Annotated in this window: 24 protein-coding genes; 8 read left to right on the plus strand and 16 right to left on the minus strand. The window is 69.0% G+C overall.

From position 1 onward, the window contains the following. Positions 1-110 precede the first annotated feature (110 nt). From aroQ to aat, 4 genes are all read left to right on the plus strand, one after another. Complete coding sequence (aroQ, locus tag DKG75_RS05675; RefSeq protein WP_109920062.1) at positions 111-569, plus strand: type II 3-dehydroquinate dehydratase; 459 nt, start codon at positions 111-113, stop codon at positions 567-569. A 70-nt stretch (positions 570-639) separates the two neighbouring features. Then, entirely contained in the window at positions 640-1,101 is a 462-nt protein-coding gene (accB, locus tag DKG75_RS05680; protein ID WP_166646353.1) for an acetyl-CoA carboxylase biotin carboxyl carrier protein, read from the plus strand. Positions 1,102-1,116: 15 nt separating this feature from the next. Next, on the plus strand, positions 1,117-2,469 hold the full coding sequence (accC, locus tag DKG75_RS05685) for an acetyl-CoA carboxylase biotin carboxylase subunit (protein WP_109920063.1): 1,353 nt from the start codon (positions 1,117-1,119) through the stop codon (positions 2,467-2,469). Between the two features lie 59 nt (positions 2,470-2,528). Further along, complete coding sequence (aat, locus tag DKG75_RS05690; protein WP_109920064.1) at positions 2,529-3,173, plus strand: leucyl/phenylalanyl-tRNA--protein transferase; 645 nt, start codon at positions 2,529-2,531, stop codon at positions 3,171-3,173. A 75-nt stretch (positions 3,174-3,248) separates the two neighbouring features. On the opposite strand, the gene DKG75_RS05695 is transcribed toward aat, so the two are convergent. From DKG75_RS05695 to cobU, 4 genes are all read right to left on the minus strand, one after another. Then, a complete protein-coding gene (locus DKG75_RS05695) occupies positions 3,249-3,761 on the minus strand; it encodes a DUF2155 domain-containing protein (RefSeq protein ID WP_109920065.1) in 513 nt (170 codons plus the stop codon). After that, positions 3,758-4,231 (minus strand): outer membrane lipid asymmetry maintenance protein MlaD, encoded by a 474-nt coding sequence (mlaD, locus tag DKG75_RS05700; RefSeq protein ID WP_109920066.1) that lies wholly within the window; start codon positions 4,229-4,231, stop codon positions 3,758-3,760. The genes DKG75_RS05695 and mlaD overlap by 4 nt, the downstream gene beginning before the upstream one ends. Before the next feature lie 64 nt (positions 4,232-4,295). Continuing rightward, entirely contained in the window at positions 4,296-4,676 is a 381-nt protein-coding gene (locus DKG75_RS05705) for an NADH:ubiquinone oxidoreductase subunit NDUFA12 (RefSeq protein ID WP_109920067.1), read from the minus strand. Positions 4,677-4,781: 105 nt separating this feature from the next. Next, positions 4,782-5,324 carry a bifunctional adenosylcobinamide kinase/adenosylcobinamide-phosphate guanylyltransferase gene (gene cobU / locus DKG75_RS05710; protein ID WP_109920167.1) on the minus strand — a complete coding sequence of 181 codons (543 nt, stop codon included), beginning with the start codon at positions 5,322-5,324 and terminating at the stop codon, positions 4,782-4,784. Positions 5,325-5,513: 189 nt separating this feature from the next. Here cobU and DKG75_RS05715 point away from each other — a divergent pair, with 189 nt between their 5' ends. Beyond that, the gene (locus DKG75_RS05715; RefSeq protein WP_133636791.1) at positions 5,514-9,857 is read left to right on the plus strand and encodes an autotransporter domain-containing protein; all 4,344 of its coding nucleotides are present in this window, start codon (positions 5,514-5,516) and stop codon (positions 9,855-9,857) included. Positions 9,858-9,864: 7 nt separating this feature from the next. Here the strand turns inward: DKG75_RS05715 and DKG75_RS05720 are convergent, their stop codons facing one another. From DKG75_RS05720 to pseB, 11 genes are read right to left on the minus strand one after another with little or no spacing between them, the layout of a single operon-like run. Further along, positions 9,865-10,248, minus strand: coding sequence for a RidA family protein (locus DKG75_RS05720; RefSeq protein ID WP_109920069.1), 384 nt, complete (start codon positions 10,246-10,248; stop codon positions 9,865-9,867). Then, complete coding sequence (locus DKG75_RS05725; protein ID WP_109920070.1) at positions 10,245-10,706, minus strand: YaiI/YqxD family protein; 462 nt, start codon at positions 10,704-10,706, stop codon at positions 10,245-10,247. The genes DKG75_RS05720 and DKG75_RS05725 overlap by 4 nt, the downstream gene beginning before the upstream one ends. Further along, positions 10,703-12,145, minus strand: a complete 1,443-nt coding sequence (locus tag DKG75_RS05730) for an AMP nucleosidase (RefSeq protein WP_109920071.1) — start codon at positions 12,143-12,145, stop codon at positions 10,703-10,705. Before DKG75_RS05730 ends, DKG75_RS05725 begins: the two co-directional genes overlap by 4 nt. Before the next feature lie 42 nt (positions 12,146-12,187). Then, complete coding sequence (locus tag DKG75_RS05735) at positions 12,188-12,556, minus strand: YdbL family probable chaperone protein (protein WP_166646354.1); 369 nt, start codon at positions 12,554-12,556, stop codon at positions 12,188-12,190. Further along, positions 12,531-12,707, minus strand: a complete 177-nt coding sequence (locus DKG75_RS05740) for a YnbE family lipoprotein (protein WP_109920073.1) — start codon at positions 12,705-12,707, stop codon at positions 12,531-12,533. The genes DKG75_RS05735 and DKG75_RS05740 overlap by 26 nt, the downstream gene beginning before the upstream one ends. A 17-nt stretch (positions 12,708-12,724) precedes the next feature. Further along, positions 12,725-14,563, minus strand: coding sequence for an intermembrane phospholipid transport protein YdbH family protein (locus DKG75_RS05745; protein ID WP_109920074.1), 1,839 nt, complete (start codon positions 14,561-14,563; stop codon positions 12,725-12,727). A gap of 21 nt (positions 14,564-14,584) precedes the next feature. After that, the gene (pseI, locus tag DKG75_RS05750; RefSeq protein ID WP_109920075.1) at positions 14,585-15,628 is read right to left on the minus strand and encodes a pseudaminic acid synthase; all 1,044 of its coding nucleotides are present in this window, start codon (positions 15,626-15,628) and stop codon (positions 14,585-14,587) included. Beyond that, positions 15,625-17,169: a UDP-2,4-diacetamido-2,4,6-trideoxy-beta-L-altropyranose hydrolase gene (gene pseG, locus DKG75_RS23715; RefSeq protein ID WP_109920076.1), complete on the minus strand. Its 1,545-nt coding sequence runs from the start codon at positions 17,167-17,169 to the stop codon at positions 15,625-15,627. The genes pseI and pseG overlap by 4 nt, the downstream gene beginning before the upstream one ends. Beyond that, positions 17,166-17,876, minus strand: coding sequence for a pseudaminic acid cytidylyltransferase (gene pseF, locus DKG75_RS05760; RefSeq protein WP_109920077.1), 711 nt, complete (start codon positions 17,874-17,876; stop codon positions 17,166-17,168). Before pseF ends, pseG begins: the two co-directional genes overlap by 4 nt. Next, the gene (pseC, locus tag DKG75_RS05765; RefSeq protein ID WP_109920078.1) at positions 17,873-19,024 is read right to left on the minus strand and encodes a UDP-4-amino-4,6-dideoxy-N-acetyl-beta-L-altrosamine transaminase; all 1,152 of its coding nucleotides are present in this window, start codon (positions 19,022-19,024) and stop codon (positions 17,873-17,875) included. The genes pseF and pseC overlap by 4 nt, the downstream gene beginning before the upstream one ends. Then, positions 19,024-20,022, minus strand: coding sequence for a UDP-N-acetylglucosamine 4,6-dehydratase (inverting) (pseB, locus tag DKG75_RS05770; protein ID WP_109920079.1), 999 nt, complete (start codon positions 20,020-20,022; stop codon positions 19,024-19,026). Before pseB ends, pseC begins: the two co-directional genes overlap by 1 nt. A gap of 380 nt (positions 20,023-20,402) precedes the next feature. On the opposite strand from pseB, the gene DKG75_RS05775 reads away from it, so the two are divergent. Beyond that, positions 20,403-20,699, plus strand: coding sequence for a hypothetical protein (locus tag DKG75_RS05775; protein ID WP_109920080.1), 297 nt, complete (start codon positions 20,403-20,405; stop codon positions 20,697-20,699). Between the two features lie 3 nt (positions 20,700-20,702). After that, positions 20,703-21,029, plus strand: a complete 327-nt coding sequence (locus DKG75_RS05780) for a hypothetical protein (RefSeq protein ID WP_109920081.1) — start codon at positions 20,703-20,705, stop codon at positions 21,027-21,029. A 216-nt stretch (positions 21,030-21,245) separates the two neighbouring features. Here DKG75_RS05780 and DKG75_RS05785 read toward each other — a convergent pair whose 3' ends face one another. Beyond that, positions 21,246-23,801: a S8 family serine peptidase gene (locus tag DKG75_RS05785; RefSeq protein WP_166646355.1), complete on the minus strand. Its 2,556-nt coding sequence runs from the start codon at positions 23,799-23,801 to the stop codon at positions 21,246-21,248. A gap of 16 nt (positions 23,802-23,817) precedes the next feature. Between DKG75_RS05785 and DKG75_RS23205 the strand changes: the two genes are divergently transcribed. After that, positions 23,818-24,060: hypothetical protein (locus DKG75_RS23205; protein ID WP_211315704.1), on the plus strand; the 243-nt coding region annotated here is incomplete at its 3' end.

Below are 24,060 nucleotides of genomic sequence, written 5' to 3' on the forward strand. Positions count from 1 at the left end.
GAGCGGGATTTGCACCTGATGGCACTGCAATGTAATGTGCGCCAGCCGAACAACGGCTTTTGTCACTCATGTCGGCGCCACGCCGGCATCATCTCTGCCCAGGGGCGCACATGCGGCCAACCGTTCTCGTCCTCAACGGACCCAACCTCAACCTCCTGGGCACGCGCGAGCCGCATATCTACGGCCGCGACACGCTGGCGGGCATCAAGGCCATGGTCGAAGCCTGGGGCGAGGGATTCGGCCTCGAAGTCGAATTCCACCAGAGCAACCATGAGGGCGAGCTGATCGACCTCATCCATGGCGCCCGGGGCCGGGCGACCGGCATCATCATCAATGCCGGGGCCTATACCCATACGTCGATCGCCATCATGGATGCGCTGATCGCGGTCGAGGTGCCGACCATCGAGGTGCACCTGTCCAACATCTTCAAGCGCGAGGCGTTCCGCCATCATTCCTATATCTCGCTGGCGGCCCGGGGCGTGATCTGCGGCCTTGGGGTCCAGGGCTATCTTCTCGCCCTCGAGGCGGTGAAGGGCCTGATCGGCCAGGAATTGCCCGCGCGCAACTGAGCGTAACGGGGCGGGCGCCCTCCCCCGATTCCGGCGCCTTGCCCGTCTTTGGAACTGGAGATTTCCTTTCATGGCGAAAATGTCGTTCGACAAGGAGCTGATCCGCGAACTCGCGCAGATCCTGGCCGATGCCGACCTGACCGAAATCGAGGTGAGCGAGGGTGGCAGCACCATCCGCGTCGCCCGCCAGGTGACCGTCGTCGCGTCCCAGTCTGTGGCCCCGGCTCATGCCCCTGCCGTCGCGGCAGCCCCTGCCGCCGCGGCTGCCCCGGCGGCCGCAGCGCCTGCCGCCGTCAGCGGCACGCCGGTGACCTCGCCCATGGTCGGCACCGCCTATCTGTCGCCCGAGCCGGGGGCGGCCAGCTTCGTCCGCGTCGGCGACCGGGTCAGCAAGGGCCAGACCCTGCTGATCGTCGAAGCCATGAAGACGATGAACGCGATCCCCAGCCCGCGCGACGGCGTCGTGCAGAAGCTCGCGGTCGAGAACGGCCAGCCGGTCGAATATGGCGAGATCCTGGTCGTCCTCGAGTAAGGACGGGAGACGCCCATGTTCGACAAGGTCATGATCGCCAACCGGGGCGAAATCGCGCTGCGCATCCACCGCGCCTGCAAGGAAATGGGCATCGCCACCGTGGCGGTGCATTCGACGGCGGATGCGGATGCGATGCATGTCCGCCTCGCGGACGAAAGCGTCTGCATCGGCCCGCCGCCCTCGAACAAGAGCTACCTGCATATCCCGGCGCTGATCTCGGCGGCCGAGATCACCAATACCGACGCCATCCACCCCGGCTATGGCTTCCTGTCGGAAAATGCCAATTTCGCCCAGATCGTCGGCGAGCACGGCATCACCTTCATCGGCCCGAAGCCGGAGCACATCCGCGTCATGGGCGACAAGATCGTCGCCAAGAAGACGGCGAAGGCGCTGGGCATCCCGGTCGTTCCCGGCTCCGAGGGCGGCGTCTCGACCGAGGAGGAAGCGGTCGAGATCGCGAAGTCGATCGGCTTTCCCGTGCTGATCAAGGCGGCGTCGGGCGGCGGCGGGCGCGGCATGAAGGTCGCCCGCAGCCTCGACGACCTGGCGGTCGCCCTGTCCACCGCCCGGTCCGAGGCCAAGGCCGCCTTCGGCGACGATGCGGTCTATATCGAGAAATACCTCGGCCAGCCCCGGCATATCGAAATCCAGGTGATCGCCGACGGTTTCGGCAATGTCGTCCACCTCGGCGAGCGCGACTGCTCGCTCCAGCGCCGCCACCAGAAGGTACTGGAGGAAGCCCCCTCGCCCGCCCTCAACGTCGACGAGCGCAACCGGATCGGCAATATCGTCGCCGATGCCATGCGCAAGCTCGGCTATCTCGGGGTCGGCACGGTCGAATTCCTCTATGAGAACGGGGAATTCTACTTCATCGAGATGAACACCCGCCTGCAGGTGGAGCACCCGATCACCGAGGCGGTGACCGGGATCGACATCGTGCGCGAGCAGATCCGCATCGCCGCCGGCGCGCCGCTCTCCTTCTCGCAGGACGACATCCAGTTCGCGGGCCATGCCATCGAGTGCCGCATCAATGCGGAAAACCCGGTGACCTTCACCCCCTCGCCCGGGCAGATCCTGGATTACCACCCGCCGGGCGGCCCGGGGGTGCGCATCGATTCGGCAGCCTATACCGGCTATCGCATCCCGCCCTATTACGACAGCCTGATCGGCAAGCTGATCATCCACGGCAAGAGCCGGAACGAGTGCCTGATGCGCCTGCGCCGCGCGCTCGACGAATATGTCGTCGGCGGCATCGAGACCACCATCCCGCTGCACCAGCGCCTGATCGGCGAGACCGATTTCGTCAACGGCGACTATCACATCCACTGGCTCGAACAGTTCATCGCCCGCACCCGGACGGAAGACTGACGACAGCACGCCGCCGGCCTTCCGCCGGCGGCGTTTGGGTCTTATGGTGTCACCGCACCATGACCGACCTGACCCCCGCCCTGTTGTTGCGCGCCTATGCCGCCGGCATCTTCCCGATGGCCGACCATGCGCGCGACGACGACCTGTTCTGGGTCGATCCCGACTGGCGGGGCATCCTGCCCCTCGACCAGTTCCACCTGCCCCGCAGCCTGACCAAAACCGTCCGCCACGACCGTTTCGCGGTCACCGTCGACCAGGATTTCGAAGGGGTGGTCGCGGCCTGCGCCGCCTCCGCCCCCGGCCGGCGCTCGACCTGGATCAGCCATCGCATCCGCGCCCTCTATGCCGGGCTGCATCGCCTGGGCCATGCCCATTCGGTGGAAACGCGGCTGGAGGGGCGGCTGGTGGGCGGGCTTTACGGCGTCCGGCTCGGCGCCGCCTTTTTCGGCGAGAGCATGTTCAGCCGCGAGACCGATGCCTCGAAGGTCGCCCTCGTGCATCTCGTCGCCCGGCTGCGGGCCGGCGGTTTCCGCCTGCTCGACACGCAATTCGTCACCGGCCACCTGATGCGTTTCGGCGCGATCGAAATCCCCCGCGAAGCCTATCGGCAGCAGCTGGACGCCGCCCTGACCGCGCCGCCCGGCGATTTCTTCGCCCTGCCCCAGGGATTGCCGGGCGAGACCGTGCTGAAGGCCCTCGCCTGAGCCTTACCTGCCCCGTCGCCTGTCCGGCGCCGGCGGTTTCGGATTCCGCCCGCCGATGCGTAACGATGAAAGAGCTCAGTGCGGCGCCGTGCGGCAGGTGCTGACCCAGACGTCGTAGACCGGGTGTTCCAGGGCGGAAAGGGCCGGGCTGGACGCGAACATCCAGCCGGAGAACACGACATTCGCCGCCGTCTGGCCCGGGGGCTGGTCGGTGATTTCCAGGAAGGCGGAGGTTTCGGGCTTTTCATCGGCGGGCGCCGTGATGCACTGGCGCAGGCGGATGATCAGCGTGCCGAAAGCCGCCGTGCCGTCCATCGGCACCTCGATCGCCGAGGTGCGGCCGGTCACCTTGTCGAGGCCCTGAAGCGTGACGCCCACGGCCTTCAGGCTTGCCGGATCGGGCGGCACCACCACGTCGCCGCCGGCGCCGGGACGGGCCGGGGTTTCGACATCGCTCGGGATATCCTCGGCCGGGGGGGCCGCATCGCCGGCGGACGGGGCCGGCTCCGGCGCCTGGGCGACCGCGGGCCCCGCCCCGAAGGCGAGGGCGGCGGCCAGCAGGAGACCGAAGCGGCGCGAGACGCTCATTGACCGCCGGTGCCCGCCGGCGCCGTGCCGTCGCCCGAACCGAAGACGGCGCGGGAGATCAGGCTCATCATGTCGACGCTGCTTTGCGTATATTTGATTTCGCCGTCATGGCCGAGGTTCTTGTCGGAACCGCCCGGCTCGATCGCGATATAGGCGCCGCCGAGCAGACCTTCGGTCGCGACCTTGGCCGAACTGTCGTCCGGCAGTTCGATCGCATTGGCGATGCTGAGATGGACCGTGGCGCGGAACGTCTTCGGGTCCAGGGTCTGGCCGGTGACGCTGCCGACCTTGATGCCGCTGATGCGGACGTCGGCGCCGTTGGGCAGGCCGTCGATCCGGTCGAAGCGGGCGGTCAGGCCATAGCTGCCGCCGGTCGCGGGACCGACGTTCGAATAGGCGAAGATCAGGAAGACCGCGGCGACGCCGACGACGACGGCACCGATCAGAGTCTCGACCAGGTTGGAACTCATGGGCCCCTTATCCCTTGAATTTGCGGCGGAATCGGGGCGGCGGCGCGCCCGTCCGGCCCCGCGCTCAGTTCGGAGTCCAGGCTTCGTAGTCGCCGACGGCGCGGGCGCGCTGCCCCTCGCCCGCCAGGCTGCCCGGCGGGTGATAGGCGGCGGCGGTGCCGGTCAGATTGGCGTGATGCGGCTTTTCCCAGGGCTTGGTCGGCAGCGGCTTTTCCGAGGGCGGGGCATCGGACAGGCCGTGCAGCCAGGCATGCCATTCGGGGGGAATGCGGGTCGCCTCGATCTCGCCGTTGTAGATCACCCAGCGGCGGTCGCCGCCGCGCTCGCGGTAATAGACATTGCCCTGATCGTCCTTGCCCACCCTTTCGCCCTTGCGGGCGGTGAACAGCGAGGTGCCGATGGTTGCGTCGTGCCACCAGGTCAGGGCGCGCAAAAGGAACTTCATGGCCGATCCGAACTGAGTATCCCGTGTCCTGCCGTTCTACCCCGCCCGGCCGGGCAAAGGCAAATGCGAAACCCCGCGGCGGCGCAAGTCGATCGCCCGCCGTGATCACTTCACCACGATCGGCAGGCCGGCGACGATGAAATGGACCCGCCCCGCACGCGCCGCCAGACGCTGGTTCAGCCGCCCCGCCTCGTCGCGGAAGGCGCGGGCCAGGGCATTGTCCGGCACGATGCCGAGGCCGACCTCGTTGGCGACGAGGACGCTCGGCGCGCCGCGGGCCGCCAGCGCCGCCTCCAGTGCATCGATGCCCGCGGCGATATCACGCTGCCCCAGCATCAGGTTGGTCAGCCACAGGGTCAGGCAATCGACCAGCAGGGGCCGTGCCGCCGGCTCGGCGGCGATGGCCGCGCCAAGATCGAGCGGCGCCTCGACCGTGCGCCAGCCGCCGGGGCCCGTCGCCTCCCGGTCCGCGCGGTGGCGGGCGATCCGTTCGCGCATCTCGTCGTCGAAAGCCTGGGCGGTCGCGACATAGGCCCAGGGACCGGGGCCGGCACCGCGCACCAGGGCCTCGGCATGGCGGCTCTTGCCCGAGCGCGCACCGCCCAGCACCAGGGTGACGGACGAAAGCAGGCCATCAGCCGTCGACATGAACATTGACCCCAATCCGGTTCGGCATCCTGGCCGTGGGCATAAAGTCTCCGCGCATTGTAATCAACCTGTCGTGCCCCGCCCCTAGGCTTTCGCCCGGTGACAATAATGTCAGTACCGGATTCCCCCACCGGTGCAAGGAACGGCCCACCGGTGCAAAGCCCACCGGTGCAAGGAACGGGTTGTAACATGCGTATGCTCACCTCCGGCCTCGCCCTGCTGCTTGGCCTGCAAGCCTCCTCCGTCCAGGCGGCCGACGCCATCGGCCTGCTGAAGCAATTCGATACCCTGCGGCAGGATTACCCCGAGCTGATCGCGCGGAACCTGCAACTGGTGATCGACGCCACCCGCAACCGGACGTCCGAGCAGGAACGCCGGGCGGTCGAGGACGACAACAGCCAGACCATCATCCAGCTTGCGGACGCGCTTGGCCCGGTGCTCGGCCCGATCTTCGCCGATGCCTTCGATTCGACCGGCCTGTTCAGCGCCTCCCTGCCGCTGACCGCGACCTCGCTGCTGACCGCCTATGTCACGGTGATCTCGGCGCCGATCGCCAAGGAATACTTCAAGAACGAGCGCCCCTTCCGCATGAGCGACCAGGTGGTGCGGGCGCCCGGCTCTTCCGGCGGCGGCTATTCCTTCCCCAGCGGCCATACGACCTATGGCTATACCATGATGCTGACCATGGCCTATCTCTTCCCCGAGAGATACCAGGAGTTCCTGACCCGGGGCTCGGAATTCGGCAACAACCGGATCATCGTCGGCGTCCACTACCCGATGGATGTGATCGGCGGCCGCATCATCTCGCAGGCGAACGTGGCGGAACTGATCGGCAACCCGCTGACCCGCCTCGAACTGAACCTCGCCGCCCTCGAACTGAAGAATTACTTCGCGCGGAAATGCGGCGACAGCGCCGCCGCCTGCGCCCGGGCCCAGAGCGAGGCCGACCTCTTCGGCAATTACGAGCAGAACAAGGCGGATTACACCTATCGTCTGACCTACGGCTTTACCGGCACCTTCGCCACCGATGTGCCCATGGTGGTGCCGAACGGCGCCGAATGGCTGATCGCCAGCCGCCTGCCCTATCTGACCGCGGCGCAGCGCCGCGAAGTCCTGCGCACCACCGCCCTGCCGTCCGGCGACGCCATGCTGGACAAGGACAATTGGGAACGCCTGAACCTGTTCGCCGCCGCCGATGGCTATGGCGCGATCGAGACCGACACGACGGTGACCATGATCGCCGAACAGGGCGGCTTCGACCTCTACGACCGCTGGCGGAACGATATCGGCGGCGATGCCCTGCTGACCAAGGCCGGCAGCGGCTGGCTGGACCTGACCGGTCACAACAGTTTCGCCGGGGTCCGGGTCACCGGCGGCACGCTGCGCCTTGCCGGCGCCAATGATTTCACCGACACGTCCGCGGTTTCGGGCGGCACCCTGATCGTCGACGGCACGCTCGCCGCCGCTGCGCCGCTCAAGGTCTCCGGCGGCGGCACGCTGGCCGGCAGCGGGCGGGTGGCGACGGCGGTGGCGATCGCCGACGGCACCCTGAGCCCGGGAACCGACGGCCCCGGCACGCTGACCGTCGGCGCCCTCGACCTCGCGCCCGGCGCCCGGGTGCGCTTCGACCTGAACCGGCCGGGCGTGATCGGCGGGGCGCTGAACGACCTTGTCGTCGTCGACGGCAACCTGAAGCTGGACGGCACCCTCGATATCGCCGCCGCCGACGGCCGCCTCGCCCCCGGCGTCTACCGCCTGTTCACCTATGGCGGCACGCTCACCGACGATGGCCTCGCCTATGGCGCGGTGCCCGGCAATGTGACCTTCAACGCCCTCGCCCTCGACACGTCGAATGCCGCCCAGGTCAATCTGGTGGTCGACGGCGTCACCGGCGAACTCGCCTTCTGGAACGGGGCCCGGACCACGCCGAACGACAAGGTGAACGGCGGCAGCGGCACCTGGAACGCCACGGGCACCAATTGGACCAACCTCGAAGGCTCGGCCGCCGGGATCTGGACCGGGATGCGGGCGGTGTTCCAGGGCGTCGCCGGCACGGTCGCCATCGCCGGGGAACAGACGTTCGCCGGCCTCGTCTTCGTCACCGACGGCTATCGCCTGACCGCGGCCGAGTCGGGCGCGCTGAGGACCGTCACCGCTGCCGACATCCAGGTGAACAGCGGCATCACCGCCCTGATCGCCGCGCCCATCACCGGCAGCGGCGGCATCCGCAAGACCGACGGCGGCCTGCTCACCCTGACCGGCATCAACAGCTATGCCGGCGGCACCACGCTGTCGGGCGGCACGCTGGCGGTTTCGGACGACCGCAACCTCGGCGCGGCCGGCGGCGGCCTCGACTTCGACGGCGGCGTGCTGCGGGTAACCGGCACCGCGTTTACGACGACGGCGCGCAGCATCACCTGGGGCAGCCGGGGTGGCGGCCTCGACATCGCCGACCGCGCCGCCACCTTCACCCTGGCCCAGGACCTGACGGGGACCGGCGGCCTGCTGAAGGACGGCGCGGGCACCCTGGTGCTGGACGGCCGCAACAGTTTCACCGGCGGCATCACCATCGCCGGCGGGCGCCTGGTCGGCGACAGCGACAGCCTGACCACCAATATCACCGACAATGCCGCCGTCACCTTCGACCAGGCGACCGACGGCACCTTCGCCGCCAATATCGGCGGCACCGGCAGCGTTACCAAGGCCGGCGACGGCACGCTGACCGTGACCGGCAGCCTGGCCCAGACCGGCGGCACCCTGGTCGAGGCGGGCGTGCTCCGCATCGGCGCCGGCGGCACCGCGGGCGCGATCTACAATAGCATCGTCAATGCCGGCACCCTGATCTTCGACCGGTCGGACGACTGGAGCTTCACCGGCACCATCGCCGGCGACGGCGACGTGGTGAAGCGCGGCGCCGGCACGCTGAACCTGACCGGGACCAGCAGCCTGACCGGCGATACGCTGGTCGAGGCCGGCGTCCTGGCGGTCAACGGCTCGATCGCCGGTTCCGCCGTCACCCTGCGCTCGGGCACGGCGCTGACCGGCATCGGCCGCACCGGCAGCCTGACCGCGCACTCGGGCGCCATCGTCGCCCCGGGCGACAATGCCGGCGTCGGCATCCTGCAGGTGAACGGCGATGTCGCGCTTGAAGGCGGCAGCACGCTCGCGATCCGGATCGACGACGAGGGCGACAACGACCGCTTGGCCGCGACCGGCGCCGCGACCATCGGCCAGGGCGCGCGGCTCACCCTCGGCGGCATGGCGCCGGGCGAGCGCTATACCGTGCTCACCGCGACGGGCGGGGTCGCCGGCCGCTTCGACGACCTGACCGACACCTATGCCTTCCTCGACGCCCATATCGCTTACGAGCCGGCGGCGGTGGTGGCCAGCCTGGAACGCAATGCCACCAGTTTCGCCAGCACCGCGACCACCGACAACGGCAAGGCCGCGGCCGCCGGGGCGGAACGCCTGCCGGGCGGCAACGCCCTGCTGGCCCAATTGGTCGCCGCGACCAAGGCCGAGGCGGAAGCCGCCTTCGCCACCCTGTCCGGCGAGATCTATCCCGGCACGGTCGCGGTCCTGGCCCGGGAGGCGCAGCACATCCAGTCGGCGGTGATCGGCCGGCTGTCGCAAAGCCTGACCGTCGCCGGCCGGGCGGTGGGCAGCCTGATCCCGACCGCGGCGGCGGGCGACAGCGACGACACCCGTCACGGCGCCTTCTGGACCGCGGCCTATGGCGCCTTCGGCCGCTATGGCAACGACGCGGGCGCGGATACGGATACGTCGACCGCCGGCTTCCTGGCCGGTGCCGATGGCGAAGTGGGCGGCTGGACCCTGGGCCTTGCCGGCGGCTATGCCCGGATCTCGGTCGAGAGCGACCGGTCGCTGGCGTCGGCCGACCTCGACAATTACACCCTGGCGGTCTATGGCGGCCGGCAGATGGGCAATGTGGCCCTTCGCCTCGGCGCGTCCTATGCCTATACCGCCGGTGACGGCACCCGCACCGCCGTGCTGCCCGGCGGCACCGAACGGCTGGCCGGCGAGATCCGCGCCTCGACCTATCAGGTCTTCGGCGATCTCGGCTATGCCATTCCGCTCCGGGGTTCGGTGGCGGCGGAACCCTTCGTCAGCCTCAGCCTCGGCCGGGTCCAGAGCGACGACATCCGCGAGACCGGCGGCACCGCGGCCCTGACCATCGACGGCGCCTCCGCGACCACGGGCCATTCGACCCTGGGGGTGCGCATCGGCGGCAACCGCGAAAGCGGCGAACAGGGCTTCGGCATCGGCGGCGCCATCGGCTGGCGCCACGCTTACGGCGATACCGAACCGACCGCGAGCGCCATCTTCGGCGACGATCCGGCCAGCGGCTTCACCATCGCCGGCACACCCATCGCGCGGGATGCGCTGGCCCTCGAAGCCGGGGTCGAATACCGCCTCAGCCGCCGCCTGCGCCTCGGGCTCCGCTACAACGGCCAGATCGCCGGCGGCGCGGACGAGCACGGCGTCCAGGCCAATGTGAAGGTCCGGTTCTGAAGCGGGCTTAGCCTGCCTTCAGGGCCGTCACTTCGATCTCGATCTTCATCCGGGGGTCCGCAAGGCCGGTGACCAGCATGGTCGCCGCCGGGCGGACCTCGCCCAGCCAGCGTTGCAGGACCGGCCAGCAGGCGGGAAAATCATCGCCGTCCGGCAGGTAGTAGTGGACGCGCACCACATCCGTCATGGCGGCGCCCGCCTCGCGCAGCGCCGCATCGATGTTGCGCAGCGCCTGTTCGCATTGGCCCGCGACATCGTCGACGATGGTCATGGCCGCATAATCGAAACCGGTGGTGCCGGAGACGAAGACCCAGTCGCCGGCGACCAGGGCGCGGGAATAGCCGATCTCGGCCTCGAAGCGCGAGCCGGAGGAAATGCGCCGCCGGGTCATGGTCCGAAGCCCTTTCGTTTCAGGCGGTTCACCGTCTCGTCCAGGGCCGAGAGGAAGGCCGAGCGGTCGCGCGCGGAAAAACCGCGCGGGCCCTGGGTGACCTCGCCCGCCGCGCGCAGGTCCGCCATCAGGTTGCGGGTGGCGAGCGCCATGCCGATGCCGGCCTCGGTGAAGGGCCGGCCGTTCGGGCCGATCACCTCCGCCCCCGCCTTCACGGCCCGGGCCGCCAGGGGGACATCGGCCGTCACCACGATGGTGCCGGGCGCCGCCCGTTCCGCGATCCAGTCGTCGGCCGCATCGAAACCGTCGCCGACCAGGACGAACTGGAACAGAGGCTGGCGCGGCACGGCGACGAAGGCATTGGCGACCACCGTCACCGGCACCGCGTAACGCTCGGCGACCTTATAGACCTCGGGCTTGACCGGGCAGGCGTCGCCGTCGACCAGGATCGCGATCATCGGAACGGCGGCTCGTCGAACGAGCGGAGCTTCCGCGAATGCAGCACGTCCTGGCGTTCGCGCAGCAGGTCCAGCGCCTTCAGCCCGATCACCAGATGCTGGGCGACCGCGCGCTCGTAAAAGGCATTGGCGGCGCCGGGCAGCTTGATCTCGCTGTGCAGCGGCTTGTCGGAGACGCAGAGCAAGGTGCCATAGGGCACCCGCAGGCGATAGCCGTTGGCCGCGATCGTGCCGCTTTCCATGTCGAGGGCGACGGCGCGGGACAGGTTGATGCGCCGGCTTTCCTGGGTGTAGCGCAATTCCCAATTGCGGTCGTCGTTGGTGACCACGGTGCCGGTGCGAAGCCGCTCCTTCAGCACGTCCTCCGGCTCGCCGGTCACAATGGCGGCGGCATCCTGCAAGGCGACCTGGACCTCGGCCAGGGCCGGGATCGGCACGTCGACCGGGACCAGGGCATCGAGAATGCGGTCCTGGCGCAGATAGGCATGGGCCAGGACATAGTCGCCGATCTGCTGCGACTGGCGCAGGCCGGCGCAATGGCCGACCATCAGCCAGCAATTGGGCCGGAGCACGGCCAGGTGATCGGTGATGTTCTTGGCGTTCGAGGGGCCGACGCCGATATTGATCAGCGTCACCCCCTGCCCGTCCGCGGCCGCCAGGTGATAGGCGGGCATCTGGAACCGGTGCCAGGGGCTGGCGGCGATCACGGCTTCCGCCGCCGCCGGGCTCATGCCGCGGGTGATGGTGCCGCCGCCGGGGATTTCCAGGCGCTGGTACTGATTATCCTCGGCCAGCCGGGCGATGCCCCAGCGCATGAATTCATCGACATAGCGATGATAATTGGTGAGCAGGATCCATTTCTGCACATTCCGCCAGTCGCCGCCGGTGTAATGCACCAGCCGGCGCAGCGAGAAATCGATGCGCGGCCCGTCGAACAGGGCCAGCGGGCGAACGCCGTCCGCCCCGACCTGCCACTGGCCGTCCGGCACCTCGTCGCCCACCAGGGTCAGTTCGGGCTTCGGGAAATGCTCCGCCATCTCGGCCGAGGTGACGCCGGCGCGGGCGATCTCGTCGATCCGCTCGATGACATAGGGATAGGGAATCTCGACCGGGCCCGGCTCGACCTCGATCACCGTGTCGTATTCCCCGGCCAGCGGGCGCAATTGTTCGAGCAGATAGGTGCGGAAGCGCCGGGGATGGGTGACCGTGGTCTCATAGACCCCGGGCTGCTGGAACTTGGCGAAGGCGCGGCGGTTCCGTGTCTGCGCCCCGACATGGCGGCAGGTCACCCGCAGCAGCGGATAGCGGAACAGGCGGCGCACCTCGGGCCCCGGGGGCACGCGGTCCAGCAGAAAGCGGTCGACCGCCTGGATCAGAGCGCGGACGGCATCGTCGTAAAGCGCGTCCAGACGGTCGACGGCCGCTTCGGGTGTCAGCAAATCAAACCTCCGGGACCATGATTCCCGCGCGGCGGATTGTGCCTATTTCTGCGTCCACTGGCCATCCTCGCCCAGCAGCCAGGTTCCCTTGGGCACGGACTTGGCGATTTCGGCGGCATAGATCTTGCCGATGGCATCGGCCGGCACGCCCTGTTCCTTGGCCCGCTGGGTATAGAGCGCGCGGCGTTCCGCATTCACCCGCTCGATCAGCGCCTGGACGTCCGACGGCGCCCCGGGGCGGGCCACCGCGTAACCGTCGTAGCGTTCCCCCGCCTGGCCGGCGGCGCGCGGCGCATCCAGGGGCTTTGCCTGGGCGAAGGCGGGGGCGGCGGCCACCACCAGGGCAGCGGAGGCGAGGCACAGCAGGCCCCGGCGGCTGACCCGATCAGAAAATTGCCTTGCTTCCCACATCTTCCTTGGCCTTTTCCTCGATATGCAGACGAACATCGGCATCGAGCTTGATGTTCAGGTTGATGGTGATCGGCTCGCGCGGGGCGACGACCTCCACCGTCGGGGTGCAGGCCCCGAGCAGCAGGGCGGCGCCCACAAGCCAGCCGGCCATCGGCGGCGATTTTTCCGTCAAGGTTTCACACTCCCCGCGGCACGGCCGAGCAGGTCCTGCGCCGAGCGAAGCCCGAGCAGCACCAGATCGGCAAGCCGAGCAAAATTGCTCTCGATCCTGATGTTGAAGGTGAACGGCTGATTGTCCAATACCCCCGGGTTGGCGCCGGTCATGGACAATTGCACATGGCCCTGGCCATCGGGCGCCTTTTCGAGGCCAAGCTCCAGGCTCTGATAGCGGAAATCCGACAGGGCGCGCAGGGTCAGGTCCATCTCCGCCCCCGCCCCCGCGATCTGGGGCGGCAGATTGCCCGGCCGGTAATAGAGCGTGCCGGGGCCGGCAGCGCTGAGGCGCCCGCTGCGGATGGCGAATTGCCCGCCGTCCACCTCCAGCGGAATCACCCCGTCCAGGCTGCCGGTGCCGGCCAGCCCCTCGATCCCGATCAGGCGCGTAACCTCGGCAAGGTCGAGACGGCGGACCTCGAAGCGGCCGGCCAGCCGGGACCGGGCCAGATCGGCCTCCATCCCCTCGGCCACCATTTCGCCGCCGGCGGCACCGATCGCCAGCCGGTCGATGCGGAGCCGCGTGGGGCTCAACACCTGGCCGGTCACATCGAGCACCGCCTTTTCGCTGCCGCTGGCGACCGTAGCACTCAGGCGCTGGCGGGCCGCCGTCGCCAGCGGCCAGGGCCGGGTGATGCGGATCTTGCCCGAGACACCGCTGACCGTGACCACATCGGCCACGAAGCCGCCGTCGCCGAGGGCGAGATCGAGGGCGGACGTCAGCTTGCCCTTGTCGAAGGTGACCGTGCCGGTAAGCGCAAGGCGGCCGCTCACCTCGGACAGGCCGCCGCCGAAGGCCGGGCTGAGCGCCTGGGGTTGCAGGCCCTTCGGCGCGAACACCAGGGGCGCCAGGGCGAGTTTCACCGTCGCCCTGTCCGCCGCCATGTCGTAGTCCCCGCCCAGATCGAGGGCCAGGGCGGGCAGGTCCCGTCCCCTTGCCTGTGCCGCGACGTTCAAGGTGCTGCCTTTCAAGCCGGCGTTCAGCGAAACACTCATGGGTATCAAGAGTGCCGGCTGCTGAAGGTTCCGCACCTCCGCCGTGCGGACCGCAAGGTCGATCGCATCCCCGGCAAGGCCGAGGGTCAGGTCAGCACCGGACAGGGCCCAGGGCAGGCCGGCCTCGGTCGCCGCCACGCCCAGAAGGCCGAGACGGATGCCCCCGCCGGCATCGAGCGCCAAGGTCATGCCGGTCGCGGTCAGGACGACGGCGCGCGGCGCCCCGGCCAGCGGGCCCGACAGGGTGGCGGTCAGGGCCGCCCCCTCGATGCCCGTGCCGCCAAGCGCCAGCGTGGTATCCAGGGTCGCGGTCAAGCTCCCGGCCGGCCGACGCAGCGTGACGGCGGTATCCGCCACTATGAAGGCACCGATGCGCAGCCCGCCGAGCGGATCGCCCGCCCCCTCCCCGGCCGGGGCTTCGAACAGGGGCTTGCCGCCGGCAAGCCATCCCGCCTCCCCCTGTTCGAGGTCGAGGCGCAGGCCCTGGAGCGCCAGGGTCTCGATCCGCCGGTCGAACAGGTCGGCCAGGGTGAACCCCATCTCCAGCCGGTCCAGGCGGAGCGCGCCGCCGCGCAGCGACAGGTCGCGGGCGATGAAGCGATCCCCCTCCACCGCCTCCAGCCGGACGGCGACCGGCCCCAGGCCCTGGCCCTCGATCACGCGGACAAGGACATAGCCGGCCAGTTCCACCCGCCAGATCCAGGCGCCGAGCGCGGTGCCGGCCAGCAGCAGGACAAGGCCCAGGCCGGCCCGCAGCCAGGGCCGGATCCGCCGCCTCGATTGCGCCCGGTCGCTCATGGCGGCCAGTGTAGTCGAAGCTCAGGCCAGTTTCGAGAGATCGACCGGCGTATTGGCCGCGACATCGACCGTCAGGCGCCGGCCGATCACCTGATCGAGGTATTTGGGCGCCGCGCCGAAACCCGGGCGGACACTGCGCACCGCATGGGCCGGGATCACCTCGCCGGCCTTCAGCGCCTCGACGAAATAGAGCGAGCGGCGGAACTGGACATTGCCGATCTCACTGGATTTCCGGCCGTAATCGACGGCACCCAGCGCCTGCCAGCAGGTCCGCGCCGCCGTGCACAGGGCCGCGAGGTCGGCCGGTTCCAGCGAGAAACTGTCGTCCGGCCCGCCGCCCCGGCGGTCCAGGGTGAAATGCTTCTCGATGATCGCGGCCCCCAGCGCCACCGCGGCGATCGCGGTCGTATTGTCCAGCGTGTGGTCGGACAGGCCGGTGACGGTGCCGAAGCGGGCGATCATGTCCGGAATGGTGCGCAGATTGTAATCGCCCGGGGGCGCCGGATAGCCGCTGACGCAATGCAGGATGGCCAGGTCCCGGCAGCCGCCGTCGCGCGCCGCCGCGATCGCCTCGGCGATCTCGTCGGCATCGGCCATGCCGGTCGAGATGATCATGGGCTTGCCGGTGCCGGCGGCATAGCGGATCAGCGGCAGGTCCACCGCCTCGAAGGAGGCGATCTTATAGGCCGGCGCCCCCAGGTCTTCCAGAAGATCGACGGCGGTCGCATCGAAGGGCGAGGAAAAGATGGTGATGCCGCGCCGCCGGGCATGATCGAACAGGGGCGCGTGCCAATCCCAGGGCAGATGGGCCTTCTCGTAAAGATCGAAGAGACGCTGGCCATCCCACAGCCCGCCCTTGATGACGAATTCCGGGCCGTCGCTGTCGAGGGTGATCGTATCGGCGCGATAGGTCTGGATCTTCACCGCATCCGCCCCCGCCGCCTTGGCGGCATCGATGATGTCGAAGGCGGTGGCGAGGCTGCCGTTGTGATTGGCCGACATCTCGGCGATCACATAGGGCGGCTGGCCGGGGCCGATGGCGCGGCCGTCGATGGCAAGGCTCATGGCTGCACACTCCCGAGGACAAGGGCATAGCGGAGAAAGGCGCCGTCGCCGGCCAGGGGCGTGAAACCCGCGGCTTCGAAGGCCCGGCGCGAGGCGGCATTGTCCTGATGGATCTCGGCGATCACGGTGCGGATCCCCGCCTTTTGCGCGGCATCGAGAGCAGCGGCCAGGGCGCCGCGTCCGACATGGCCGCCCCGCCAGCGCGGATCGACGCAGATCCCGATATCGGCACTGGCGGGATCGACGGCATGGCGGTCGAAGCGGACATGGGCAATGGCCAGATCACCATAGCCGACCATATAGAGCAGGCGGGCCGGATCGGCCAGAGCGCGCCCGAACCAGGCGACATGGCCCTCGACGCTCGGCACCTGACCCTGGCGGTAGTAGCGTGCCGCCCCCTCCGCCAGCCGCCAGACATGAACCGCCGGCGCATCCGCCGCCGTCGCCGGCCGCACCGACAGGGCGCCGCCGGCCCGGAGGACGTGGCACAGCCGTTCCGCCCCCTGCCCGTCGCAGAGATCGGCCGCCCGCGCCGCCAGTTCGGCCAGGGGCGGGTCCGCCAGGGCCGCCGCCAGCCGCTCGGGCCAGCCCGGCGCCTCCGCCCGGCCGAGCGGGAGGGCCGCCCCCGCCCCTGCCAGGGCATGGGCGATGCCGGCCTGATTGTCGGCCAGGACCAGGGTCAGGCTCGGCAGGCCCAGGCAGCAGCGCTCCCAACTGGTGCCGCCGGCAGCGCCGATGGCGAGATCGGCCGCCGTCATCAGGCCGGCCATGTCGGCCACGTCGACCAGGACCCGGGTCGGCACCGGCATGGCGGCAGCCTGCCCACGGACCGCGTCGAGAAAAGGCGCCGCGCCGCCCATGACCACATCGATCGAAAGATCCGCCGGCAACGCCGTCCGGGCCAGTCGGCCGAGCACGGCCCCGGTCGCATTGCCCTTGTCGATGCCGCCCATGGCGACCAGCAGGCGGGACAGGCGGGGGGCACGGCGCCGGGCCAGGCTTTCCGCCCGCCGGGCGGCGAATTCGGGGCGCAGCAGGGCGAAGGCCGGGCCGAGCAGGCGCAGGGTTGCCGCGGGCAGCAGGCCGTCGTAATCGCGGGCCCGGCGGCCTAGGGTCTGGTCCAGCAGAATCTCCGCCCGATGCGGCCGGTCGGCCAGATCGTCGATCACCAGGAGCCGGCGGCCGGCGGCCGCCACGCCCTCCCAGCGGGCATCGAAGGCGTAATGGTCGAGGACGATCAGGTCGGGGGCGAAAGATGCTAGCGCCGCCGCCGTCTCGGCCGCATCGCGTTCCCAGGGGGTCGCGGCCCAGGCGGCATGGGGCGGATCGCCCGCCCGGGGCACGAAATCGCCGGCCGCCGGCAGCAGATGGACAGCATGCCCCCGCGCCTCGATCGCCGGCAGCAGGTGACCCGGCAGGTCACGGCAGACGAACAGGCACGCCGCCCCGGCCCGGGCCAGGGCATCGGCCAGGGTCAGGCAGCGCATGACATGGCCGGTGCCGATCTCGACGGCGGCATCGGCACGGAAGGCGACCTTCACGAGGCCCCCTCCCCCGCCGCTTGCAGGGCCGCGAACATCAGTTCGGCGCGGGTCCAGTCGTCCGGCGTATCGATATCCTGCACCCGGTGGCGCGGCAGGACGACCGGGCGGGCGCGGGGCGAAAAGATCACCCGCCCCTCGGCCCAGGCCGCGGCCCGGCCCCAGTAGAATTGCCCGGCGTCGTGAAAGGCTTCCTCAAGGTCCTGGGATCTGGTGCTGAAATGCTCAGGGGCGAACATCGCCACGGTACCGTCGCCGAGAAGGCGCAGCGCCCGCTGGATCGGAAAGCCGTAGGAAGTGACGGAAAAGGCGTAATCGAGCGCATCCCCCGCGGCCGCCAGCAATTCGTAACCGCGAAGGATATCCGCCGGGCGCAGGAACGGTGCGGTGGCATAGGCGCAGCAGACAAGGCCGGGCGCCCGCCCGGCGGCCCGGTACCATTCGACCGCATGGCCGATCACCGGGATGGTGCCGGCATGATCGTCGGCCAGGGCGGCGGGCCGGCGGAACGGCACCGAGGCGCCGCAGTCGCGGGCGACCGCCGCGATCTCGTCGTCGTCGGTCGAGACCGCGATCTCGTCGAAGCAGCCGGCGGCCTGCAAGGCGCCGATGGTCCAGGCGATCATGGGCTTGCCGGCGAAGGGCTTGATGTTCTTGCGCGGGATGCGCTTGCTGCCGCCCCGGGCCGGGATCACCGCCAGCCTCATGGCCGCACCGCCGCCGCCAGGGCCGCGACCACGCGGTCCTGCTCGTCCTCGGTCAGGGTCGGATAGAGCGGCAGGGTCAGGGCGCTGCGGTAATAGGCTTCGGCCAGCGGGAAATCGCCGTCGCGAAAGCCCTGCGCCCGGTACCAGGGCTGGGTATGGACCGGGATGTAATGGACGTTGACGCCGATCCCGGCGGCGCGCATCGCCTCGAACACCCGGCGCCGGTCGAGGTCGGGCGCCAGCCGGACGACATAGAGATGAAAGGCCGAATAGGCATCGCCATGGCGGCAGGGCGCGGTCACCGGCAGCCCGGCCAGCAGCCGGTCGTAGCGCTCGGCCAGCGCATGCCGGCGCGCGACATAGCCGTCCAGCCGCGCCAGTTGCGACAGGCCGAGGGCCGCCTGAAGATCGGTCAGGCGGTAGTTGAAGCCCAATTCGACCTGCTGGTAATACCAGGGTCCATCGGGCGCATGGCTCATCAGGGCCGGATCGCGGGTGATGCCGTGGCTGCGCAGCCGCTCCATGCGCGCGGCCAGGGCGGGATCGCGGGTCAGGGCCATGCCGCCCTCGGCCGTGGTCACGATCTTCACCGGATGGAAGCTGAAGACCGTGATGTCGCTGTAATCCCCCGCGCCCACGGGCAGGCCGCGATAGCGCCCGCCGATGGCATGCGAGGCATCCTCGATCACCTTGAAGCCGTATTGGTCGGCAAGGGCGCGGATCGCCGCCATGTCGCAGGACTGGCCGGCGAAATGGACCGGCACCACCACCTTGGGCAGGCAGCCGTCCTGTGCCGCCGCCGCCAGCTTCGCCGCCAGCGCCCGGGGGCAGAGGTTGAAGGTGGCGGGATCGATGTCGACGAAATCGACCGTCGCGCCGCAATAAAGCGCGCAATTGGCCGAGGCGACGAAGGTGACCGGGCTGGTCCACAGCCGGTCGCCCGGGCCGAGCCCAAGGGCAAGGCAGGCGATATGCAGGGCGGAGGTGGCGCTGTTCACCGCCACCGCGTAACCGGTGCCGCAATAATCCGCCACCGCCCGCTCGAAGCGGGGCACCTGGGGCCCCTGGGTCAGGAAATCGCTGGTCAGGGCGGCGACCACCGCCGCCACGTCTTCCGCCGTGATGTCCTGGCGGCCGTAGGGGATCATCAGATGGTTCCGATCTTGGCCCGGTTCGCCTCGATCCAGGCGGCCAGTTGCTCGGGCGTCATCCAATCCTTGTTGTTGTCGCTCGAATAGACGAAGCCCTCGGGCACTTTCACGCCGCCGTGGATCGCGGCCGCGCGCTGGGTCCAGCTGTGGGTCGCCGGCAGGATCTTGAAGTGGTCCGGGTATTCGTAGGTGTAATGGGCATCCTCGGCGCTGATCATCTGTTCGTGCAGCTTCTCGCCGGGGCGCAGGCCCACGACTTCCTGCCGGGCCTCGGGGGCCACGGCGCTGGCGATATCCGTGACCTTCATCGAGGGGATCTTGCGAACATAGATCTCGCCCCCCTCCATGTCGGTGAAGGCGTGCCAGACCAGTTGCACCCCTTCTTCGAGGCTGATCATGAAGCGGGTCATGCGCTCGTCGGTCACCGGCAGCACGCCCTTGTCCCGGATCGACAGGAAGAAGGGAATGACCGACCCGCGCGAGCCCATGACATTGCCATAGCGCACCACGGCAAAGCGGGTGTTGCTGGCGCCCGAATAGGAATTGCCGGCCACGAACAGCTTGTCGGACACCAGCTTGGTCGCGCCGTAGAGATTGACCGGGCTGCTGGCCTTGTCGGTCGACAGCGCCACCACCCGCTTCACGCCCTTGTCGATGCAGGCATCGATCAGGTTCATGGCGCCGTGGACATTGGTCTTCACGCATTCGAAGGGATTGTATTCGGCGGTCGGCACGATCTTGGTCGCGGCGGCGTGAACGACATAATCGACCCCGTCCAGCGCCCGGTACAGGCGATCGCGGTCGCGGACGTCGCCGATGAAGAAACGCACCCGGCCGTCACCCTCATAGCGCTTGGCCATCTCCCATTGCTTCATCTCGTCCCGGGAATAGATGATGACCTTCTTCGGGTTGTAGCGCGCCAGCGTCATCGGCACGAACGTATTGCCGAAGGAACCGGTGCCGCCGGTGACGAGGATGGTGCTGTTCGGAATCATCCAGGGGATCTCCGCTTGCTGTTGGGCGGAAATTAACCTTGAAACTCCTTTTATTTGGTTACCGCCCCCGCTACCGGGCCGGGTGGCGCGCCCTTCCGATTCATCGCTATCGGCAAATACCGGAACAATAATCCTGTAAATGAGTTTACTTCATCGACGGCCATACTCGCGATCGATAGGAACCTATCGCGTTCACCGTCGAATAGGTGCCGGTGGAAAATCTGCAATGACACAATTTTTCCACATATTTGCGTCCTCTTTATCGGCGTTACGGCTTACCTCACCACCGGAGGAACAGCAATAGGGCGTTCCCGGACCCTTTCACCGGTCAGGCAATCATCATTGCCTTTCGCCATGCCATCAATAGAAGGGACATCATCATGGCCAGCAACAGCGCGAATTCGATCTCGTCGGAAGCCTATGAGGCGCTGCGCGCCGATGTCGAAGCCCTGCGCGCCAGCCTGTCCGATGCCGTCGGCCATGCACGCAAGGCGGGCAGCGACGGCGCGGCCGCCGCCGTCGGCGAAGCCCGGGCGGCGGCCGGCAAGGCCGGCGCCCTTCTCGCCGCGGGGCGCGACGGCATCGGCGACGCGGTCAAGGCCCAGCCCGTGCTGGCCTGCACCATCTCGCTGGGCATCGGCGCCCTGATCGGCGCCGCCCTCTTCGGCCGGCGCTGAACCATGCTGGGGCTGGCGATCCGCGTCGCCGCCATTGCCTGCCTGATCCCGACCGGGATCGGCTTCGGCGCCTACGGCCTCTATATGGCGGTGGTCGCCGACCTGGGTCCGCCGCTGGCCGGCCTGATGGTCGGCGCCGTCGCCATCCTGGCAGCGGTGCTGATCGCCCTGCCGGGGCCGCGGCGAAGGGCCGGGCCGCCGCCGGCCGCGGCGAGCATTTCACACCCGGCAGAGATCGAGGCCCTGGCCGCGATCGCCAGGGACAAGCCCCTGACCGCCGTCGCCCTTTCCGCCTTGGTCGGCGCCGCCGGCGCCGCCACGTCCAAGTGACCGCGTTCCCCCCCCCCCCCCCCCCCCCCCCCCCCCCCCCCCCCCCCCCCCCCCCCCNGATGGGCATCGCGAAGATCATCTTCTTCGTCGCCATCGTGCTGTTCCTGATCAGCGCCCTGACCGGGGTCATCCGCGGCCGCGGACCGCGGCTGTAACCCCTCGAACGAGAAAGGCCGGCGAAATCGCCGGCCTTTCGTCATCCATACCGGAAGCCGGTCAGAACTTCCACTTCAAGCGGCCGACCGTGCTGTAGCCGAGAGCCGCGTCCGGGTCGTGGCCCGGGTTCTGCGAGAGCTTGCCGCCGATGCCGAAGGAGAAGCGCGACGTCACCTGGCGTTCCATGTCGACCACGAAGTCGAGCTGGCGGTCCTGGACGCCGAGATCGACCTGGCGGTTGCTGAAGCCATAGGTGTAGTCGCCCGGCTCGTTGATCAGCACCTGGTCCGGCAGGTTCAGCGATGCCCGGCCGCTGACCACCGCCAGCGGCTGGGCGATGCCGAGGGTGAGGCGGCTGTCGCGGCCGACCGCATCGTCGAACTCGACATTGAAGGCGAAGGCATCCGAGCGCAGCCGGTCGAAACCGCCGATCAGGGCGCTGCCGTCGTCCTTCACGCTGGTATCGACCCAGGTATAGGAACCGGTCAGGGCGATCTTCTCGCTGACGTTGGCGCGCAGCGCGATGCGGCTGAACCGGCTTTCCGCATCGAGCGCCGAAACGTCGCTGCGGAAGGCGGTGCCGAGGAAGGAACGCTCCTCGCTCACGACACCGAAGGTCACATTCAGGTCGAAGGGACCGATATCGTTGAAGACGAGATCGGCGACCACGCCCCGGCTGTCCGACTGGTAGAGGTCGGTATCGGTGCCGAGGTCGGTGCGCACCGCGTCCGTCGTGCCGAAGGCGCCGACGGTGGCGCGGAAGTCCGCCGTGGCCCAGGCCCCGGCGACCCAGCCCTGGCGCTCCCGGTCGAAGTTCAGGACCGGCACCGCCATCATCTGCGCGCCGAAGCCGGTGGCGGCGAATTCGCCGCCCCTGGCATCGAAGCCCAGCCCCTGGTCGATACTGAAGCCATAGCCGAAGAGGGCGCTGGTTTCCTCGCCGACCGTGGTCTTGAAGGCCATGACCCGCTGGGCCGTGCCGTCCAGCGCCGCGCCCTGGGCGAAGGAGAGCACGCTGCCCCCCGCCGATACCAGGGTCAGGCCGCCCTGGGTGAGCGAGGTCTCGCTGACGATGGCCCCGACACCGTCCGACGCCGTGCCGGTCTGCGCCAGGCTCGAAGCGCTGGCGGAGAAGACCCCGTTCAACTGGTCGTTATAGAGGAAATAGGACCGCGACAGGCCGCTGTTGGAACCGAGGGCACCGCCGAGGACCATCGACCGGCTGGCCGCGGCGACCGCGACCTGTTCGCCCGCGGCGGTAACGGTGGTGGTTGTCCCGACCGGCTGCAACGCCTTCTCGAGATCGGGGAAGCCATGGCCCCAGTAGTCGCTGACCTGATGCGTGATGGTCCCGTTCGCGTTGGTATAGCTCGCGGTGGTGATGGTCGAGATCTTGCTGCCCGTATTGTTGACGAAGAAGCCGTTGTCCGCCGTGAACAGCAGGCGGGCGGTCAGGTCCTTCGCACTGGCCGTCGGGAAGGCCTCGCGCAGGAGCGCGATCATGCCGGCGGTCTGCGGGGTCGCCTGCGAGGTGCCGCTCTGGGACTCGTAGGTATCGATCCCCTTGTTGGACCCCGACCACATGGCGACACCGTCCATGGTCAGGCAGAAGTCCTTGGCAATGCCGCAGCGCGCCGAGAACAGATAGATCCCGTTCTCCTTCGCGGTGCTGTTGGCGACATAGACCTCGCCGTTCACCTGCGTGGCGAGGCCGATCGAGGTGCCGTTGGTGACGGTGATCCAGGCCCCCTGCACCTGCGGCGCGATCAGCGGCAACGCGGCGAAGGAATCGACATCGTCCAGGCCGCTTTCCGGCGCGGACGCCTCCTTGTTGTCGATCGCATTGGTGCCGTAGTTCGAATTGGCCCAGAGCACGATGCCGCCCGCATTCTGATAGGCGACGATCTGATCGAGCGCAGCCTGCCATTCCTCGGCGGTGCCGCCATGCATGTTGGACAGCGCCTGCGTTGCCGTCAGGCTGTTGGCTGACATGTAGTCCAGCACATTCTTCGCCGTCACTTCATAGGACGGTGAACTGCCGCTGCCCGGGACCTGGACCGGCTTCCAGGCCGCACTGCCATCCCCCTGCAAGGGGAAGCCATAGGAGTTGCTGGAAACCTTCACGCCGCTGTCGGTGTATTCCTTGAACAGGGACGTGACCTCGGTCGGTGTCGACGGCGACATGCCGAGGTAGAGCTGGGCGCCATAGGCGACGCCATGCATCACCTTGCCGTCCCGCTCGCCGGTCAGCAGCCCGGAGACATGGATGCCGTGCGAGTCGCTCGCGAGCGCAGCCGTCGATGTGAGGACGACGAACTTGCCGCTGCCGTTGCTGTCGGCGTTCTGCGGATCATTGTCGAAATCCTGATGCGCCGGCTTGTTGTCGACCAGGTTGAAGCCGGCGTCGACCACCCCGACCCGGACCCCGGCCCCCGACAGACCGTAACCATAGGCGATATGCACCTTGGCCCGCTCGAAGGGGTTCTTGGCACCGGTGGCGTCGTCGGTCTTGCCCTTCAGCGCCTGGCGCTCCGTGCTCAGCGTAACACCGCTGAACTCGTCGCCGGCAGCCAGGAACGCCTGCGCCGCACTGTTGTCGAACGTACGGCCGGTCACGCCCGGCAATACCGGCGTGGGCGTCGGCGTCGGTGTGGGGGTCGGCGTCGGCGTGGGGGTCGGCGTCGGCGTGGGGGTCGGCGTCGGCGTGGGAGTCGGCGTCGGCGTGGGGGTCGGCGTGGGAGTCGGCGTCGGCGTGGGAGTCGGCGTCGGTGTGGGAGTCGGCGTCGGTGTGGGAGTCGGCGTCGGTGTGGGAGTCGGCGTCGGTGTGGGAGTCGGCGTCGGTGTGGGAGTCGGCGTCGGTGTGGGAGTCGGCGTC

The organism is Zavarzinia compransoris, assembly GCF_003173055.1.
GTDB lineage: Bacteria > Pseudomonadota > Alphaproteobacteria > Zavarziniales > Zavarziniaceae > Zavarzinia > Zavarzinia compransoris.

Bases quoted from the DNA above. Each gene is read 5' to 3' on its own strand.
- aroQ (WP_109920062.1), top strand. From the start codon at position 111: ATGCGGCCAACCGTTCTCGTCCTCAACGGACCCAACCTCAACCTCCTG.
- accB (WP_166646353.1), top strand. From the start codon at position 640: ATGGCGAAAATGTCGTTCGACAAGGAGCTGATCCGCGAACTCGCGCAG.
- accC (WP_109920063.1), top strand. From the start codon at position 1,117: ATGTTCGACAAGGTCATGATCGCCAACCGGGGCGAAATCGCGCTGCGC.
- aat (WP_109920064.1), top strand. From the start codon at position 2,529: ATGACCGACCTGACCCCCGCCCTGTTGTTGCGCGCCTATGCCGCCGGC.
- DKG75_RS05695 (WP_109920065.1), bottom strand. From the start codon at position 3,761: ATGAGCGTCTCGCGCCGCTTCGGTCTCCTGCTGGCCGCCGCCCTCGCC.
- mlaD (WP_109920066.1), bottom strand. From the start codon at position 4,231: ATGAGTTCCAACCTGGTCGAGACTCTGATCGGTGCCGTCGTCGTCGGC.
- DKG75_RS05705 (WP_109920067.1), bottom strand. From the start codon at position 4,676: ATGAAGTTCCTTTTGCGCGCCCTGACCTGGTGGCACGACGCAACCATC.
- cobU (WP_109920167.1), bottom strand. From the start codon at position 5,324: ATGTCGACGGCTGATGGCCTGCTTTCGTCCGTCACCCTGGTGCTGGGC.
- DKG75_RS05715 (WP_133636791.1), top strand. From the start codon at position 5,514: ATGCGTATGCTCACCTCCGGCCTCGCCCTGCTGCTTGGCCTGCAAGCC.
- DKG75_RS05720 (WP_109920069.1), bottom strand. From the start codon at position 10,248: ATGACCCGGCGGCGCATTTCCTCCGGCTCGCGCTTCGAGGCCGAGATC.
- DKG75_RS05725 (WP_109920070.1), bottom strand. From the start codon at position 10,706: ATGATCGCGATCCTGGTCGACGGCGACGCCTGCCCGGTCAAGCCCGAG.
- DKG75_RS05735 (WP_166646354.1), bottom strand. From the start codon at position 12,556: ATGTGGGAAGCAAGGCAATTTTCTGATCGGGTCAGCCGCCGGGGCCTG.
- DKG75_RS05740 (WP_109920073.1), bottom strand. From the start codon at position 12,707: ATGGCCGGCTGGCTTGTGGGCGCCGCCCTGCTGCTCGGGGCCTGCACC.
- DKG75_RS05745 (WP_109920074.1), bottom strand. From the start codon at position 14,563: ATGAGCGACCGGGCGCAATCGAGGCGGCGGATCCGGCCCTGGCTGCGG.
- pseI (WP_109920075.1), bottom strand. From the start codon at position 15,628: ATGAGCCTTGCCATCGACGGCCGCGCCATCGGCCCCGGCCAGCCGCCC.
- pseF (WP_109920077.1), bottom strand. From the start codon at position 17,876: ATGAGGCTGGCGGTGATCCCGGCCCGGGGCGGCAGCAAGCGCATCCCG.
- pseC (WP_109920078.1), bottom strand. From the start codon at position 19,024: ATGATCCCCTACGGCCGCCAGGACATCACGGCGGAAGACGTGGCGGCG.
- pseB (WP_109920079.1), bottom strand. From the start codon at position 20,022: ATGATTCCGAACAGCACCATCCTCGTCACCGGCGGCACCGGTTCCTTC.
- DKG75_RS05775 (WP_109920080.1), top strand. From the start codon at position 20,403: ATGGCCAGCAACAGCGCGAATTCGATCTCGTCGGAAGCCTATGAGGCG.
- DKG75_RS05780 (WP_109920081.1), top strand. From the start codon at position 20,703: ATGCTGGGGCTGGCGATCCGCGTCGCCGCCATTGCCTGCCTGATCCCG.